The organism is Vibrio splendidus 12E03 (assembly GCF_000272105.2).
GTDB classification, from domain to species: domain Bacteria; phylum Pseudomonadota; class Gammaproteobacteria; order Enterobacterales; family Vibrionaceae; genus Vibrio; species Vibrio splendidus_I.
Genome location: NZ_AJZD02000125.1, coordinates 1 through 16166, shown reverse-complemented (window position 1 = coordinate 16166; position 16166 = coordinate 1). Strand labels below are relative to the sequence as shown.

At 44.0% G+C, this 16166-nt stretch carries 14 protein-coding genes and 1 pseudogene; 10 read left to right on the top strand and 5 right to left on the bottom strand.

Annotation, left to right across the window (positions count from 1 at the left end; genetic code table 11):
• The 7 genes and pseudogenes from A142_RS10070 to A142_RS10040 form a co-directional block, all read left to right on the top strand.
• Nucleotides 1–1015 (top strand): annotated as a pseudogene (locus A142_RS10070) (Fe/S-dependent 2-methylisocitrate dehydratase AcnD); the annotation flags it as partial.
• A 9-nt stretch (nt 1016–1024) separates the two neighbouring features.
• The gene (prpF, locus tag A142_RS10065; RefSeq protein ID WP_019824726.1) at nt 1025–2197 is read left to right on the top strand and encodes a 2-methylaconitate cis-trans isomerase PrpF; all 1173 of its coding nucleotides are present in this window, start codon (nt 1025–1027) and stop codon (nt 2195–2197) included.
• A 119-nt stretch (nt 2198–2316) separates the two neighbouring features.
• On the top strand, nt 2317–4221 hold the full coding sequence (locus A142_RS10060; RefSeq protein WP_019824725.1) for a propionyl-CoA synthetase: 1905 nt from the start codon (nt 2317–2319) through the stop codon (nt 4219–4221).
• A 147-nt stretch (nt 4222–4368) separates the two neighbouring features.
• The gene (locus A142_RS10055) at nt 4369–4815 is read left to right on the top strand and encodes a hypothetical protein (RefSeq protein ID WP_019824724.1); all 447 of its coding nucleotides are present in this window, start codon (nt 4369–4371) and stop codon (nt 4813–4815) included.
• 238 nt (nt 4816–5053) lie between these two features.
• Nucleotides 5054–5455 (top strand): glycine zipper domain-containing protein, encoded by a 402-nt coding sequence (locus A142_RS10050; protein ID WP_019824723.1) that lies wholly within the window; start codon nt 5054–5056, stop codon nt 5453–5455.
• A 191-nt stretch (nt 5456–5646) separates the two neighbouring features.
• Nucleotides 5647–6126, top strand: a complete 480-nt coding sequence (locus A142_RS10045) for a GNAT family N-acetyltransferase (RefSeq protein ID WP_019824722.1) — start codon at nt 5647–5649, stop codon at nt 6124–6126.
• A gap of 85 nt (nt 6127–6211) precedes the next feature.
• Nucleotides 6212–7624, top strand: a complete 1413-nt coding sequence (locus A142_RS10040; RefSeq protein WP_019824721.1) for a bifunctional NUDIX hydrolase/phosphatase PAP2 family protein — start codon at nt 6212–6214, stop codon at nt 7622–7624.
• A 100-nt stretch (nt 7625–7724) separates the two neighbouring features.
• Here the strand turns inward: A142_RS10040 and A142_RS10035 are convergent, their stop codons facing one another.
• Complete coding sequence (locus A142_RS10035; RefSeq protein WP_019824720.1) at nt 7725–8534, bottom strand: Cof-type HAD-IIB family hydrolase; 810 nt, start codon at nt 8532–8534, stop codon at nt 7725–7727.
• 185 nt (nt 8535–8719) lie between these two features.
• Here A142_RS10035 and queE point away from each other — a divergent pair, with 185 nt between their 5' ends.
• Complete coding sequence (queE, locus tag A142_RS10030) at nt 8720–9388, top strand: 7-carboxy-7-deazaguanine synthase QueE (RefSeq protein WP_019824719.1); 669 nt, start codon at nt 8720–8722, stop codon at nt 9386–9388.
• 58 nt (nt 9389–9446) lie between these two features.
• Nucleotides 9447–10142 carry a 7-cyano-7-deazaguanine synthase QueC gene (gene queC / locus A142_RS10025; RefSeq protein WP_017063822.1) on the top strand — a complete coding sequence of 232 codons (696 nt, stop codon included), beginning with the start codon at nt 9447–9449 and terminating at the stop codon, nt 10140–10142.
• Here the strand turns inward: queC and A142_RS10020 are convergent.
• The 4 genes from A142_RS10020 to A142_RS10005 form a co-directional block, all read right to left on the bottom strand.
• Entirely contained in the window at nt 10102–12129 is a 2028-nt protein-coding gene (locus tag A142_RS10020) for a diguanylate cyclase (protein WP_019824718.1), read from the bottom strand. The genes queC and A142_RS10020 overlap by 41 nt on opposite strands.
• 162 nt (nt 12130–12291) lie before the next feature.
• On the bottom strand, nt 12292–12642 hold the full coding sequence (locus A142_RS10015) for a DUF2750 domain-containing protein (RefSeq protein WP_017062305.1): 351 nt from the start codon (nt 12640–12642) through the stop codon (nt 12292–12294).
• Between the two features lie 136 nt (nt 12643–12778).
• The gene (locus A142_RS10010) at nt 12779–13396 is read right to left on the bottom strand and encodes an OmpA family protein (protein WP_019824717.1); all 618 of its coding nucleotides are present in this window, start codon (nt 13394–13396) and stop codon (nt 12779–12781) included.
• A complete protein-coding gene (locus A142_RS10005; protein ID WP_029405614.1) occupies nt 13396–14661 on the bottom strand; it encodes a TolC family outer membrane protein in 1266 nt (421 codons plus the stop codon). The genes A142_RS10010 and A142_RS10005 overlap by 1 nt, the downstream gene beginning before the upstream one ends.
• A gap of 445 nt (nt 14662–15106) precedes the next feature.
• Here A142_RS10005 and A142_RS10000 point away from each other — a divergent pair.
• A partial coding sequence (locus A142_RS10000; RefSeq protein ID WP_019824715.1) for an Ig-like domain-containing protein occupies nt 15107–16166 on the top strand: 1060 nt, incomplete at its 3' end.

Sequence of the window (16166 nt, the reverse complement as noted above, 5' to 3'; positions counted from 1 at the left end):
CCCGCCATTGGTGGTTGCTTATGCCTTGGCGGGTACGATTCGCTTTGATATCGAAAAAGACAGCCTAGGAACAGACAATAACGGCAATCCAATCTATTTAAGTGATTTGTGGCCAAGTGATGCTGAGATCGATTCAGTTGTCGGTGACCATGTTAAGCCTCAGCAATTCCAACAAATCTACGTGAAAATGTTCCAGCCAGACGAGGATCAGGTAACTACTGAGCCGCTTTATGATTGGCGACCTCAAAGTACCTATATTCGCAGACCTCCATATTGGGAAGGGGCACTGGCTGGTGAGCGAAGCCTTTCTGGTATGAGACCTTTGGCGATCTTAGGTGACAATATCACCACGGATCATCTATCGCCTTCAAACGCGATTCTCGCTTCGAGTGCGGCAGGTGAGTACTTGGCGAAAATGGAAGTTCCAGAAGAGGACTTTAACTCTTATGCGACTCATCGAGGTGATCACTTAACCGCGCAACGAGCGACCTTTGCTAACCCGAAGCTGTTTAATGAAATGGTGAAAGACGCTGGAGAAGTCGTGCAAGGCTCATTGGCAAGAGTTGAACCCGAGGGGCAAGTTACGCGAATGTGGGAAGCGATTGAAACCTACATGAACCGTAAACAACCCTTGATTGTTGTTGCCGGTGCCGATTATGGACAAGGTTCATCACGTGACTGGGCAGCAAAAGGGGTGCGCTTAGCGGGTGTTGAAGTGATTGTGGCTGAAGGATTTGAAAGAATTCACAGAACCAACTTGGTTGGCATGGGTGTGCTGCCTCTGCAATTCAAAGTTGGGACGGATCGCAACACCTTAGAATTGGATGGCACCGAGCTTTACGACGTGTACGGCGACATTGAAGCAGGTTCTGATTTGGCTCTAGTCATTACTCGTAAAAACGGTGAAAAGCTGGATGTGCCAGTAACCTGTCGACTAGACACGGCAGACGAAGTGAATGTGTACAGTGCTGGTGGCGTATTGCAACGTTTCGCCAAAGACTTTCTCGCACAGTAGGAGCTGGTTATGAACATCAAACAGATCAAAGTACCTGCAACCTATATGCGTGGAGGTACCAGTAAAGGGGTTTTCTTCAATCTCGAGGACTTACCTGAAGCTGCGCAAGTTGCCGGAGAAGCACGAGACGCATTACTTCTGCGAGTGATTGGCAGCCCGGATCCTTATGGCAAACAAACCGATGGTATGGGTGGTGCGACATCAAGCACCAGCAAAACCGTTATTGTATCGAAAAGCAGTAAAGCCGATCACGATGTTGATTACCTTTTTGGTCAAGTGGCAATAGACAAGCCGTTCGTTGATTGGAGCGGTAACTGCGGCAATCTGTCCGCTGCAGTAGGCCCATTCGCTATTCATAGTAAATTGGTCGATTCGAATCGTATTCCAGAAAACGGTGTGGTCGAGGTACGAGTATGGCAAGTGAACATAGAGAAAACCATCATTGTTCATGTGCCTATCGCTGATGGTGAAGTTCAAGAGTTAGGTGATTTTGAACTCGATGGTGTCACTTTCCCCGCTGCTGAGATTCAAGTTGATTTCCTAGACCCAGCTGATGCGAGTGGTTCAATGTTTTCTACAGGGAATGTTGTCGATTTCTTAGATGTTCCCGAATTGGGCTGCATCAAAGCGACATACATCAATGCAGGGATACCCACCATTTTTGTTGATGCTGAATCGGTTGGTTATCAAGGCACAGAGCTTCAATCGGACATCAATAGCGATGCCAAAGCTTTGGCTCTGTTTGAATCCATCCGAGCACATGGTGCAGTAGCGATGGGGCTTATTGATTCTTTAGAACAAGCTGAATCACGCCAACACACACCTAAGGTTGCCTTTGTTGCTAAGCCTCAAGCGTATCAAGCCTCCAGTGGTAAATCGGTCGCAGCCAAAGACACCGACCTTCTGGTGCGTGCTTTGTCTATGGGGCAATTGCACCATGCCATGATGGGAACAGCTGCAGTCGCCATTGCTTCAGCGGCGAGTGTTCCGGGTACGTTAGTGAACTTGGCAGCCGGTGAGGGTTCTCGAGATTTTGTGACTTTTGGTCATCCGTCAGGAACGTTAAAGGTGGGGGCTAAAGCGGTACAAACAGAAAGCGGGTGGAACATTGAGAGGGCGATAATGAGTCGTAGTGCCCGAGTGATCATGGAAGGTACCATTCGTGTGCCTTTTCCCAAGTGAAGCGATTGTCGTGAACGGTCAAATTTTCATGAACACAACGCTGAGAAAAGAGTGCACCCAAGTGACACTGCCAAAAAGCTAGGCGCTTGGAACAATGGATAAATCATGGAGGAGGCACTATGTCTGCTACAAATCGAATGAATAGAAAAACAGACTATATCACCGAGTATCAATGGGCGAGGGAAGACCCCAATTCGTTTTGGGAAACACAATCACAAGCGATTGATTGGTTTGAGTCACCTAAAACGATATTACAAACTGACGATAACGGAATTGAGCGTTGGTTTCCTGATGGGGTGATGAACACCTGCTGGCTCGCGCTGGATTACCATTGTGCAAATGGGCGAGGTGGTAATACCGCGCTGATTTACGACTCTCCAGTTACGGGAACGAAATCCTCGTACACTTACAATCAATTGCGTGACCAAGTGGCTAAAGTCGCAGGTATGTTAGCGACGCAAGGCGTTACCAAAGGCGATCGTGTGGTGATCTACATGCCAATGATTCCTGAAGCGGCGATGGCAATGTTGGCCTGTGCACGACTAGGCGCGGTGCATTCGGTGGTGTTTGGCGGATTTGCCCCTCATGAGCTTGCCGTTCGAATTGAAGATGCCGAGCCCAAGGTGTTGATTACTGCATCCTGCGGTGTGGAGATAAACAAAGTCCTGCCATATAAGCCGATGGTTGATCGAGCGATCATGGACAGTCGTTGGAAGCCGGAGAAGGTCGTAGTATTCCAGAGAGAGCAATGCCTTGCAGAACTAAACAACGAACGTGATTTGCATTGGCAACAAGCCGTTGCTAACGCTGAGCCTCATGAGTGTGTGCCTGTTTTGGCAACCGATCCTCTATATATTTTGTATACCTCGGGTACGACAGGCAAACCAAAAGGTGTTGTCCGCGATAATGGCGGCCATGCGGTTGCCATGAAGTATTCGATGAGCACTATTTACGATATGCCACAAGACGGCGTGTTTTGGGCGGCTTCCGATGTCGGTTGGGTCGTTGGGCATTCCTATATTGTTTATGCACCACTGATTCATGGTTGTACTACGATTCTGTTTGAAGGTAAGCCTGTCAGAACGCCAGATCCAGGGGCATTCTGGCGTGTGTGCGAAGAGTACAACGTTGATGTGTTGTTTTCCGCGCCAACAGCATTTAGAGCCATTAAGAAAGAAGATCCTGAAGGCGAGTTACTGACTAAGTATGACTTATCATCACTCAAGTCGATTTTCATGGCTGGCGAGCGCTTAGACCCTCCAACATTGGATTGGGTTGAATCTCATACCAACAAGCCGGTTATCGATCATTGGTGGCAAACAGAAACGGGTTGGGCTATTTCTGCCAATCCAACAGGGTTAGAATCTTTACCAGTGAAAGCGGGCTCTTCGACTAAACCTGTTCCGGGTTATCAAGTGGAGATTCTCAATGAACTCGGTGAAATAGCTCAGCCTAATCAACAAGGTTTTGTGGCTCTTAAACGCCCGTTGCCACCCGGTTGTCTACCAACAGTTTGGCGTAATCATGATCGATTTGAATCTGGCTATCTCAGTCAATTCCCAGGCTATTACGTTTCGGGTGATGGCGGCTATCTCGATGAAGATGGTTATCTATTTATCATGGGTCGTATTGATGATGTGATAAACGTAGCGGGACATCGTCTGTCTACGGGGGAAATGGAAGAGATCGTGGGTGGTCACCCTGCTATTGCAGAATGTGCGGTAGTCGGGATTCACGATGACTTAAAAGGACAACTACCTCTTGGTTTAGTCGTGTTGAAAGATGGCGTAAAAGTCGATGGCACTGAGTTACAAGCAGAGTTGGTTGGGAAGGTTCGTAATGAGATTGGCGCGGTAGCCTGTTTTAAGCAAGCCTTGGTTGTTGAGAGGTTACCTAAGACACGCTCAGGTAAGATTTTACGCAGAACGATTCGACAGATCGCAGAAGGTGAACAATATGTGGTGCCTTCGACGATTGACGACCCTACCAGCTTAACGGAAATTGCTGAAAAGCTCGGAAAATAAGTTTTTTTGCTTAGGTAATCTGATCTTCGGCTTGTTGATTTATACATAAGCCAGCGTGATGGTTTACCTAAACTCTACTTTATTCATCCGCTTATCCATTGCGTTTACTATGACCTCATTATGAATCCCACATATTGAGGTCTTTTTATGCGAGCTTACTTTTTGTTGATTGCTTTACTGGTTAGTGGTGCTGCTAGTGCCAGTATTTCAGAGGATGAAGCGAGTAGAGCGTTGTTAGAACCTTTGAGTCATCCCAAGGTATTTAAGTGTGTGTCCAAAACAGGCGTCGATCTCTATCAGGCGGTTTTTGATATTGGCGTGGGATATGAAGCCGACCCTATTAACTCGAAGATGATCGTTAATTCAAGGAAAGGCCGCTACGAATATCAAATCCTAGGTGCAGTAAGGTCTGAAAGAGCAGGTGAAATTGTAGTGCTAACTCGTCATGTGGGAGACGGTGTTAAAGTTGCCGCTATGATTGATGACGAAAATGGCAAGATACTGGGCATTGGCGATAAAAATCATTATCGAGATTGCGGTGTTAGGCCACCACCTAGCGCAGAAAATATGCAAAACTTTTGGTCCAAAGGTTAAGAGCGACATGTGAAAGACAAAAATTATTGAGAAAGCTAGATTGAGGCGACCTTATTGGTCGCCTTTTTTGTTGGTGAGGATAAAGCGAGCTCAAAGCTATATATCACTAAGCAGTTATTCGACGGCTGAATAATACATAGCTGAACATGATGTATCGTCTAAACGTGGCTTTATTTATCTCATTAACGGTTCTGCTTAAGATGGCTCTACTCCAAACGAAGAACAAAGCGAGACTCCTATGAAATTCACTAAACCTTTTCTTTTAGCGACACTGATTGTGACTCTTTCTGGTTGCGCATCACCAGCAATGGATAACGAAAATGAGAATGCTGCACGTAATCGTGGTGCTGTAGGTGGTGCTTTATTAGGAGCAACAGCCGGTGCTCTAACTGGAGATGCGAGTTTAGCTGTGAAGGGCGCTGCATTAGGTGGTGTGACTGGTGGTGTGGCTGGTTCGATGAAAGATACGGATGATGCAAGAAATGCACAACGAACCCAAGTTACTGCCGATGGTCTAGCGCAAGATAATCGTACCGATGCAGAAAAGCGAGTTGCTGAAGTTGAGGCTGAAATTAAACTTATCGAACTAGAACAACAGCTTGCTGAACTCAAAGAAGAGAAAGAAGATAACGGCGTATAAAGCGAGAGCTACAGCCTCGATATTCGTTTAATTCTAAATTATTCAAACAGAATGGCCACGCAATGTGGCCGTTTTTGTATCTAAAATACGCACTTCAAACAATGAATTAATTCAATAACTTGTATAGATACTCGCGGCAAGTAAACTAGACTCAGTTTAAATATTAATTTGGTTTGAGAAGCACAATAGTCATGAATGTCACCTTAAGGGCCGCAAAGCACGCGGATTTGGAACAACTTAACGAGTTAATGTTCGATCTCCACCATCACCACCACCTTGCTAGCCCAGAGCACTTTAAAACGGCAGAAGAGATTGAGCAGGAAAAAAGCATTGCACGATACTTGGATGATCCTGAATGTTTGGTTTATGTGGCATTAAAAGGTGAGCTCATTGTTGGCTTTATCTCTGGGCATTTTTGTGAGCTTATCTCAACGGTAAGTAAACCAGTGCCGATGGGGAGTGTCGATGAGCTGTTTGTCTTGCCTGATTATCGAAAAGAATCAATTGCAGAAAAGTTGTTTAGCAAAGTTGAAAGTACTTTTGATGATTATGGGGTTGAACAAGTCTTTGTAGAAGTTTGGGATTTTAATTCACCTGCCAAGAACTTCTATCAAAAAATGGGGTTCACACCTCACATTCAATGGATGAGGAAGGCTTTGCACAAAACGTAGACAGCGATTTTGTGCAGCTTTGATTACAATAGTTCAACTGCAACAGCAGTCTTAAATTTCTTCTATTATTTTTTAGGTAAATTCGTTGGTTATTCGATATTTATTAGTTTTCATACTGTCTCTTTTGAGTACTACTTCCGCTTGGGCAAACAACACTTTGCCCGATCATATCGCGGGCGCTTTGTGTGTAGTACGTGCTGATAACCAAATCGTGTTGGTTGATGAGTTGATCACAGGTCAATTGTCTCTACCGGGAGGCACTGTTGTCTCAGGTGAGCCGCCAGCAGTCGCGGCGCAACGTGAAACGTGGGAAGAGGCGGGTTTGTCGGTAACGGTCGGTGATGTGCTAGGTTATACCGACAGTGCCGTCGTGTTTGATTGTATTTCTGACTCGGAAGTGATCAGTTACAAGGCTCGAAATGAGTTAGGTGGCTTTGAGCTGCCAATTTGGTTTGCTCCTCATTATGGCGTGGAAGTCAGCCGAGCGATGTTACTTCCTCCTACTGAATTACAAGATCACCAATACCGCTATCCAGAACAGTGGTCTGAGATTAACGAGTTCTTTTTATTGGCCACTGATCAACCTGTGACGTACGTCACTGAGCTGGTGGGCGCGGCGCCGAAAGTCCATCAAGTTGAATTGAGCTGGATTGTTTCACTTCAAAACGTGTTTGATAGAATGCCGAGTGTGTTCGCGAATACTGTGCTTTTGACTGACTTGTTGGCGAAGCCATGGGTTTTTATCGTTATATTGCCGCTAATTGCTTGGTACTTTGGCCGTAATTTCGCGTTGAAGTTCGGCTTCACTCTGATCTCGGTGACTTTGCTCACTTTAATCGCACACCAAGGTTTTGGTTTTCCTCGCCCGCATGCCTACCTGCCAACATTGAAGCTAGTGATGAGCAGTGGGTATAGCTTTCCAAGCCTGTTGGCTGCCTTATGGGTCAGTTTAACCTTGTTAGTTTTTTGGAAACTAAAGCGCCTCTTGGAGCAAAAATCGATACTGATAGTACTCGCTGGCCTGCTTTGGATCATGCTATTTAAGTCTTATTCAGGCAGTGCATTTTTTAGCGATGTATTAATGGGTGGCGTATTAGGCGCGTTAACGACGTGGCACATAGTCAGATTAGATGCGAAACCTGATGTCGATATTAGTGTTTTACTGAGTTCTAAAGGCGTTTGGTGGGGTCTATGTCTTCTATCGATTGTTCTTACGGTTATCTGGCCACTGCCAACGTTCTCTTTCTGGGTAGCCATTTTGATGACAATTGCATGCTTAGTGACGTTAACAGACTCGAAACCTTTAGTTGGTCAGTTCTCATTCAAGATCGTTCTTGGAGTGATGGCGATGTTGTTAGCGGGAAATCTGCTGATTAGCTGGGCTGGAAGCTTTGTCTCTTTCAGTGGTATTGCTTCATTTATTATTGAAACGTTACGTTTCCCAATATTGATTCTGTTTGGTGTGGTGGCATTTCGTCTGCCATGGAAAAGAGAGTAAGTGACTCGACTAACACAAAATCAAAAAGGCTGTGCAGTGCGCAGCCTTTGTTATTTCTGAAACAAGCAAAAAGTAATTCTTATTAGAACCTGTTGAGCGTTTATGAGTTGAAGATAAACTTCTCAATCGCGACTGCGACACCATGGTCGTCGTTGCTCGCTGTGATGTGATCCGCCAGTTTTTTGGTTTCTTCCATTGCGTTTTCCATTGCAATGCCAAGGCCTGCGTATTCAAGCATATGGTGATCGTTTTCAGCGTCACCCATACAGATGACTTCTTCCGCTTTAATGCCCAAGTGTTTCGCTATCGCTTCAATACCGACACCCTTGTTTGAATTTGGGTTTAGGAACTCTAAGAAGAATGGTGCACTTTGTACGATAGTAAACTGAGTCTTAAGCTCTGGTGGTAACTTGCTGATAATTTCAGTCAGCTTGCTTGGTTCAGCGACAATCATAGTCTTGATGATTTCGTGGTCATCTTCTAGCTGAGAAAAGTTGAACTCGGTAATATCTAAGCCGTTAATACGCGCTTCAATACCAGTGTATTCATTATTCTCAGGTGTGATTAAGCCGTGAACCTTGCTGAAAGCATGAACATAACCACCAAGCTGTTCAGCGAGGGCAGCAATCTCTTTTGCAGCTTTACCGTTGCTGATCTCACTGTGAATGATCTCTTTTGTCGATACGTTCTGAACCATAGAGCCGTTGTAGAAGAGTACAAAGTCATCCTCGCCGTCAATCGAAAGCTCATCTAATTTGCTTTGCATGCCTTCTAAAGGGCGACCAGAAGCGAGAACCACTTTCACACCTGCAGCTCGTGCTTTGGCGATTGCGTCTTTGTTCTCTTGAGAAATCACTTTTTCACTGTTGAGTAGTGTGCCATCCATATCAAGAGCAATCAGTTTGTACATGTTGTTCCTTACTAAAAAATTAAAAGCTAACGAAATCTAATGGGCGAAAGGATAAGGGAACTTGAAACTTCAGGCTAGGGCTTTGATCAACTCATTTATCAGTACTCATTTGTTTGACCAAAAGGGGGAAGTGCTTTAAGGTCTGCGGTTGATTAATTTCATCCAATGATTGAGCTGAGGGAAAGTTGTACAAGATTAATGAAATGTTTGAAACCATTCAGGGTGAGGGCGTGTTTACTGGCGTTCCCGCTGTTTTTGTTCGTCTACAAGTTTGTCCAGTAGGCTGTTCTTGGTGTGATACCAAACAGACCTGGGACGCTTTACCAGAAGACGAGACTAGCCTTGGCGATATCATGGTTAAGACAGAGGACTCGCCTACTTGGTCAGTAATCGATGCTCAAGGAATCGTGAATGAATATATCAAGCAAGGTTACACTGCGAAGCACATTGTGATTACAGGTGGTGAGCCGTGCATTTATGATCTTGTTCCTCTTACTGAAGCATTTGAGCAGCACGGTTGTCGCTGTCAGATTGAGACTAGCGGAACATCAGAAGTAAAAGCCACACATGACACTTGGGTTACGGTGTCACCTAAAGTGGCAATGAAAGCGAAACTGGAAATCTTAGATAGCGCCTTACAACGTGCTAATGAAATTAAGCATCCAGTAGGTACAAACAAAGACATCGAACAACTTGACGGTTTATTGGAGCGAGCTGCGGTTCCTAGCGACACTGTTATCGCTCTGCAGCCAATCAGCCAAAAAGACCGCGCAACTCAGCTTTGTATTGATATCTGCATTGAGCGCAATTGGCGCTTATCAATACAAACTCACAAATATTTGAGCATCGCATAGGTTGTATTTTTGCTGGGTAAGATAAGTCGCAAGTAGAAGGTTCTCGTAAGGATTTAAGATGAAAAAAGCAGTGGTAGTATTCAGTGGTGGTCAAGACTCAACAACGTGTCTTGTTCAGGCATTAAAAGAGTATGATGAAGTTCATGCGATTACGTTTGATTATGGTCAGCGCCATAGACTCGAGATTGAAGTTGCGGAGTCATTGTCAAAAGAGCTTGGTGTGAAAGCACATAAAGTGATGGATGTGACTCTGTTGAATGAACTGGCTATTAGCTCTCTGACTCGTGACGATATTCCTGTGTCTCATGAGCTGCAAGAGAATGGGCTACCGAATTCATTCGTTCCTGGTCGTAATATTCTATTTCTGACTCTAGCGGGTATTTATGCTTACCAAATCGGTGCTGAAACCGTGATTACAGGTGTGTGTGAAACAGACTTTTCTGGTTACCCTGATTGCCGTAATGACTTTGTGAAGGCGATGAACTCTGCACTTGTACAAGGTATGGATAAGCAGCTTGATATCAAAACACCGCTAATGTGGTTAAACAAGGCTGAGACATGGGCGCTAGCAGACCAGTACTCAGCACTTGAACTTGTTAGAAACAAAACACTGACTTGTTACAACGGCATTGTTGGTGATGGCTGTGGCGATTGTCCGGCATGTGAACTACGTAAAGTTGGCCTTAACGATTACCTAGGTGACCGTGAAAGCATCATGGCTGAGTTGGTTCGCAAACAGGCTGAGAATAAATAACATCAGGTAAGTCTATTGGGTCGTTATAGGCATCGATGATGCAGTTCCGGCCATTACTCTTCGCTTGATAAAGTGCTTGGTCAAGCACTGAATACAAGTCATCAAAGTCACTTAATGCGTTTGAGGTTGCTAGATAAGCAAAACTCGCGGTCACATTAAGTGACTTTTTGCTTTCTGATAAGAAGACAGTGCTTGAAATGGCGTAGTGCAACTCTTCAACGCGTTCTCGCACCTCTGCTGGTTTGGTATCGGTTAACATGAGGGCAAATTCTTCACCCCCTAAGCGGCCAAACAATTCACCATTCACTAAGTGTTTTCTAATTTGATCACTAATATGGACCAGTGCCCGATCACCAGTAGGGTGCCCATGCTCATCATTAATCTTCTTAAACTTATCGAGATCGAGCAGCACGAGTACATGCTGTTTGTCCGTCCCTTTGCAGCGTTTCACTCTTTTGATTCTTCGAATTATCTCAGTTCGGCTATATGCTTTCGTTAAGCCATCAATTGCTGCTTTTGCGCGAACCGTTTTGTTGACCAATACCGTAAAGCTTGCAGCACAAAGCAACAAAATAACAACGATGTTGTACATCCATCTTTGATGTTCCATTTTTTCAATTTGAACGCGGTCTAGTTTCGCCTGATGTGTCAGGAAAGAGTTTTCCAGTTCCTGCTCATATTTGGCGTGCGTCAGGCCGAGCGCTTCGAGTGCGAGTCGATTATCGATGTCTCTAGCTTCCATTTGTATTGACGAGTATCGCTGGTAGAAATAGAAAGCTTGTTGGTAATCGCCGAGTGATTGATGAATATCAGAAAGCTGTAGAAGTGACTGCGCGATGTATTTATGCCTTGTGACTTGTTCAGCTAATTCTAACGCTTGCTTAGCATAGTTGAGCGCTTCAGTTGGCAGTTTCTGTTCCTCGAACATATCGCTGATCGCCAAGTAAGCATTGGTGCGAATGACATCATTACTCAGTTCGCTCGAAGCTGAAAGAGACTCGATTAGGTAGGCTCTCGCCAAATCATAGTCTTTCCTTTGAGTGTATGCTTTTCCCAAGCCAAGATTTGTTAGTGCGATACCGTAGCTATGCGAAGATGAGCTCAACAGTGTTCTTGCTGTCTGAAAGTGGTGAATTGCTAGGTCACTTTGCTCTTGGTTGAGGTAGAGATCCGCAAGACTGTGATGCACTTGTGCTTTCATTAAATCTGAAGCGTTTGTTCTGAGAATGAGAGCTCCCTCTAGATACTCGGCCGATTTTTCATATTGCTTTAATTCTTTGAGCAAGTTACCCACATCGTTGTAAACCCCTGAAATATCATGTCCTTGTGGAAACACGTTTATCAGTGATAGGTAAGTGTCTAGTGCTGCTTGATAGTCACTTCGAAAATGGTGATTGTTCGCGATGACTCGATAAGTCCCGAATTTTGGTAATACAGGGTCAGCGATGTCATGTAAATCTGACTCAAGGGCAGAGCAGTAATAGTTTGCTTGATGGTATTTAGCTTGCTCGTTAAGCGATCGGCATAGTTGGTACTTTAGTAAGGCTTTACCAGTTAAATCACCGCGAGATTGCATTCTCGCCAAGAGTGTTAGAAAGCCTTGCTGTGCTTGTTCATACTGGCCTTTGCCGTCTTTCATCAGAGCAGAAATAAACGCTGTTTCTATCGCTTGGTAATCGCTGTCGTTTGAAGCGATTCCGTAGAACGGCTGATCTCGGTGGCTCATGTATTGATACAGAAGAGACGCAAGGTAAAGCTTATCTCCGTAACTCGTTGACCCGATATAGCGTGTTTGCAGCATGTTTAATGCACGCTCAGGGGAGTGGTTTAAAGTAGAAAGGTAAAGCGCGTTCCAATTAGCATTTGGAGTAGTGCTTAAATTGGAGGTATAGACTGGTGAATTGTGGTCACGATCTGACGTTGATATTTGGCTATAAGAACAAAAGCTAATGAATAATAGAAAGGTAACAAAAACGAAGTGATTCACAAGAGACGATCAATCAGATAAAGAACGATATTCTATTATTAGTTTGATGTTGCTTCAAATTTTGAGTGGTGCGGCTACGAGGTTATGCGAGGTAGGTCTCTAATTTATTGATACTAATCAGAGGTATATCGGTCGCACGATTCGCACGACCGATATCGGAAATTAGATGTATAATTTCGCTAGGTCAGAAGGCTCGAGCTCTTTGCCTTCTAATGTTGCATTCCAGTTAGTACCAACAAGAACGCCGTCTTCAGCAAGAGTCAGTAACCAATCTTCTACAAAGATATCTAGTGGAATTTCTAATACTTCGAAGTCAGCCCACTCTTCAACGTTGTGAGTTTGAGCATCTTCTTTTGAAGACCAGAATGGCATCACTTCGCTGTTTTCGAATTCACTTGAGTCACATGCTAGCCAACCTTCTTCGTTGCGAAGGCCCCATACAAGTTTAGTTTCTTGTGTTTCAGAAACGAAAAGTTCTAGATTTGCTTGAGTATCAGCTGTTAGTTTGCTCATGGATTAATTCTCTATGTTGATAACGTGGCAAGATTAACATTATAGACGGCTTAGGTATATGCTATTCAAGGAATTATCACCATACTGAAACGTTAACTTAAGATAACGTTTCAGTATGGTAAAAGCAGGGTAACACCTACTTTTTAATTTTGGTGAAGATGTGCCATTCTTCTTTGATATTCCCCTTAAAGCCAACAACGGAAGCGACAACTTTTCGATGTAGTGCGTGATTGATTTCTGTGTCATCACTGCTGAATTCAGAGTCTCCATGACCTACGATATTAACTCTAGATGGCTGAATACCATTGCTTATCAGTGCACGCCTTACATGTAACGCGCGCTCTTTTGAGAGCTTTAAATTGTGTTCGGAATTGCCTACTTTGCTGGCATAACCTTGCAATTCAATGCTTGTACTCTCGTAGCGCTTCAAAAACGCAGCCATCTGGCGTATTTGGCTAAGGAAAACAGGGTTAATCTCCGTAGAGTTATTAGCAAAGAGTATGTGGAGCTCTTTCTTTTCTGAAGATTCGAAATATGAACCACAACCGTCGTTATCTATCTCAGCACCAATTTGCGTATCAGGACACAGATCTCTAGCATTGATTACTCCATCATTATCATCATCTTCGAGATCATAAATTTGTGTGATCTCAGGAAGAGCTCGATATTCAAATTCTTCATCGCTTGTTTCAGCTAAAACATTGGCAGAGACAACCATGATACAAAGCGGAAATACAGTCTTTATCAGCTTCATTAGTATTCTACCTTTTCATTCCATTCTTGAGGGGTTTCGACGCGTAGTCCGGTCAACAGGTTTCCTGTTGCGTTCATCACTCTGTATTTTGCGTATTGTTCGTCGTACTTGGCATCCAAATACCCTTTACGGGCTTCAAATAGTTCATTCTCGGTATTAAGTAAATCGAGAAGGGTACGTTTGCCGATACGGTACTGTTTCTCATACGAGATCACGGTGTCTGATGCTGAATCTACATGGTCAGATAAGAATTCTTTTTGTTGGACGGTCAGATCGAGAGCGCTCCACGAAAGACGCAGACTTTCCTCTACATTACGATAGGTGCTCTCACGTAGGTCTTTTGCTTTATTGAGTTGATAAGCGGCACTTTCAGCACGATCTTGATCCGCTCCGCCGTTGTAAAGGTTATACCTCAAACGAACCATGGCAGAAAACTCATCACTACTTCCTTCGGTACCGCCGGCATCATCACGCCAGGTTTGTGCTGCTTCAAAAGAAACCGTCGGGTAGTTAGTACTCTTGGATTGCTTGTATTGAAACTTGGCTGAGTCCACATCGGCTTGTGCAATCTTGATTACTGGGTGTTGGTTAAAGGCTTTTGCCAATGCGCCATCAACGGTATAAGGGATAGCCCCCGCATCTGCTCGAGGGAAGGTTAGCCCTAGCGGAGATTGACCGACAAGCCTTTTAAATTGAGTGTGAGTGTCAAAAAGGTTGTTTTGCGCTGCAAGCAAATTACCGTGTGCTTTAGCGATACGTGCCTCTACCTGTGACATATCTGCTGTTGATCCAATGCCTGATTCAACACGTTTGCGGATATCACTGTATATTTTTTTGTGTGTCGCGAGGTTGTTTTCAGAGAGTGACAGTACTTCATAGGATTTCACTGCATCAAGATAGACCTTAGTGACTTCTAAAGCGATGTCCTGTGCATTTGATAGCAGTTGATAGCGTACAGATTCTGCATCAGCTGCGGTCCGATCGATATCATTTGAGGTATTGGAACCATCCCAGATAAGTTGAGTAAGGGTAATAGTCGCTTCTTTTCGAGTTAGATCTGTTGTGCTCGAGTTAGTCGCTAGGTCGGTGTGTTCATAACCGATCCCTCCATCCAGGTCTATACTCGGACGGTAAGCACCACCAGAAGCATCATTAATATATCGCTTACTGACATATTCATTATAAGCACTTTTGATTTCAGGGTTACTTTCTAAAGTAAACGCAACGGCTTGCTCTAGGGTTTGTGCTGTCGCCGGTAAGGTAATACTTATTGCTAACCCTAATGTTGTCTTTTGAAGCCTGTTCAATGTAAATCTCCCTAAAATTGGCGTACACCTAAGTCTTGAATTCATGCCGTTATATACAAAATTTAGATGAACCGCCAAAAAAACCACGATCGCTAAGCTGGCGTTCGTAAATGGTTGTGAAAATGTTAACCGATTGGCGTGCGTTTTATGGTGTTCTTGTACACGTTAATCTCAAGTTTTATTACTGATTATTTTCCTTAAACACAATAACTTATATTGCCATTGTGAACACTAAGATTGTTGTGTGATGTGATCACTGTCATTAGCTTGTCACTCTAGTTGTTAAATACTCGATTCATAACTAGGAATTATATGACTTTAGGTGTTATATTTTAACTAATATTATAAATATAATGTCACTATTTTGACGTTAATGACAAAAAAAGCTTTTTTAGGGGTTTGTATGGACATGACAACATTGAATTTGGGTGGTGCATTAGCACTTGGCCAGCGCATTGTTATCTCGGTAGATGGTACGATTAAAGTCTTAGAAGAAGGACAACCACTACAAGCAGGGGATGTTATTCTTGAATCCCAGAATGGAACCAATGAACCTCAGGTATCTACAAAACGCTTCTCATCCGAGGAAGGCGAAATTGAACTCGATCAAGATATTGCGAATATCTTTGCTGCATTGGAAGAAGGTCAAGATCCGACTGAGCTAGGTGAGGAGTTTGCAACGGCAGCTGGTCAAAACGGTTCAAGTTTGGCTACTAGCGGTACTATTGAACGTGATGGTGAAGAAACCATTCCTGCTACAGAGTTCGTTACTACAGGTTTTGAATCATTAGGCTTATCTCAAACCCAAAGTTTAAGCTTACTTGATGCTTACCGTTCGCTCATTGAACCTACCGCAGCTCAAACAAACACTAACCCGCTGTTTGTTGATTCAAATAATGACGCTATTGGTGACACAGTATCATTTACGACAGATGAAGATACGCCAGTAAGTGGCACTTTGTCGGCTTCAGATGAAGATGGTGATTCTCTATCATTCAGTATATCGACAGAACCTTCAAATGGTACTGTCGTTATCGATGAAAATGGTGATTGGACTTATACCCCCAACGAAAACTACAACGGCAACGATAGCTTTACGGTAGAAGTCTCTGACGGCCAAGGCGGCACAGATACAATAACCGTTAATATCGGTGTTACTCCAATTAATGACCTACCTGTCGGTGAAGATGTTTCTGTAACTACAGATGAAGATACCCCAGTTAACGGTTCCCTCAATGCAACAGACACAGATAATGATCAGTTAACGTTCAGTAAAGGTACAGAACCATCTAATGGCTCTGTAGTCGTCGATGAAAATGGTAACTGGACATACACGCCAGACGAGAACTACAACGGCAGCGATAGCTTTACAGTTGTTGTTGATGACGGTCAGGGCGGTACTGACACAATCACGGTTGATGTTGGGGTTGCACCACAAGACGATCCAGTGGATGCAGTCAACG

What these genes read in the sequence shown, in the direction of transcription:
- prpF (WP_019824726.1), top strand. Translation starts at nt 1,025, where the DNA reads ATGAACATCAAACAGATCAAAGTACCTGCAACCTATATGCGTGGAGGT.
- A142_RS10060 (WP_019824725.1), top strand. Translation starts at nt 2,317, where the DNA reads ATGTCTGCTACAAATCGAATGAATAGAAAAACAGACTATATCACCGAG.
- A142_RS10055 (WP_019824724.1), top strand. Translation starts at nt 4,369, where the DNA reads ATGCGAGCTTACTTTTTGTTGATTGCTTTACTGGTTAGTGGTGCTGCT.
- A142_RS10050 (WP_019824723.1), top strand. Translation starts at nt 5,054, where the DNA reads ATGAAATTCACTAAACCTTTTCTTTTAGCGACACTGATTGTGACTCTT.
- A142_RS10045 (WP_019824722.1), top strand. Translation starts at nt 5,647, where the DNA reads ATGAATGTCACCTTAAGGGCCGCAAAGCACGCGGATTTGGAACAACTT.
- A142_RS10035 (WP_019824720.1), bottom strand. Translation starts at nt 8,534, where the DNA reads ATGTACAAACTGATTGCTCTTGATATGGATGGCACACTACTCAACAGT.
- queC (WP_017063822.1), top strand. Translation starts at nt 9,447, where the DNA reads ATGAAAAAAGCAGTGGTAGTATTCAGTGGTGGTCAAGACTCAACAACG.
- A142_RS10015 (WP_017062305.1), bottom strand. Translation starts at nt 12,642, where the DNA reads ATGAGCAAACTAACAGCTGATACTCAAGCAAATCTAGAACTTTTCGTT.
- A142_RS10010 (WP_019824717.1), bottom strand. Translation starts at nt 13,396, where the DNA reads ATGAAGCTGATAAAGACTGTATTTCCGCTTTGTATCATGGTTGTCTCT.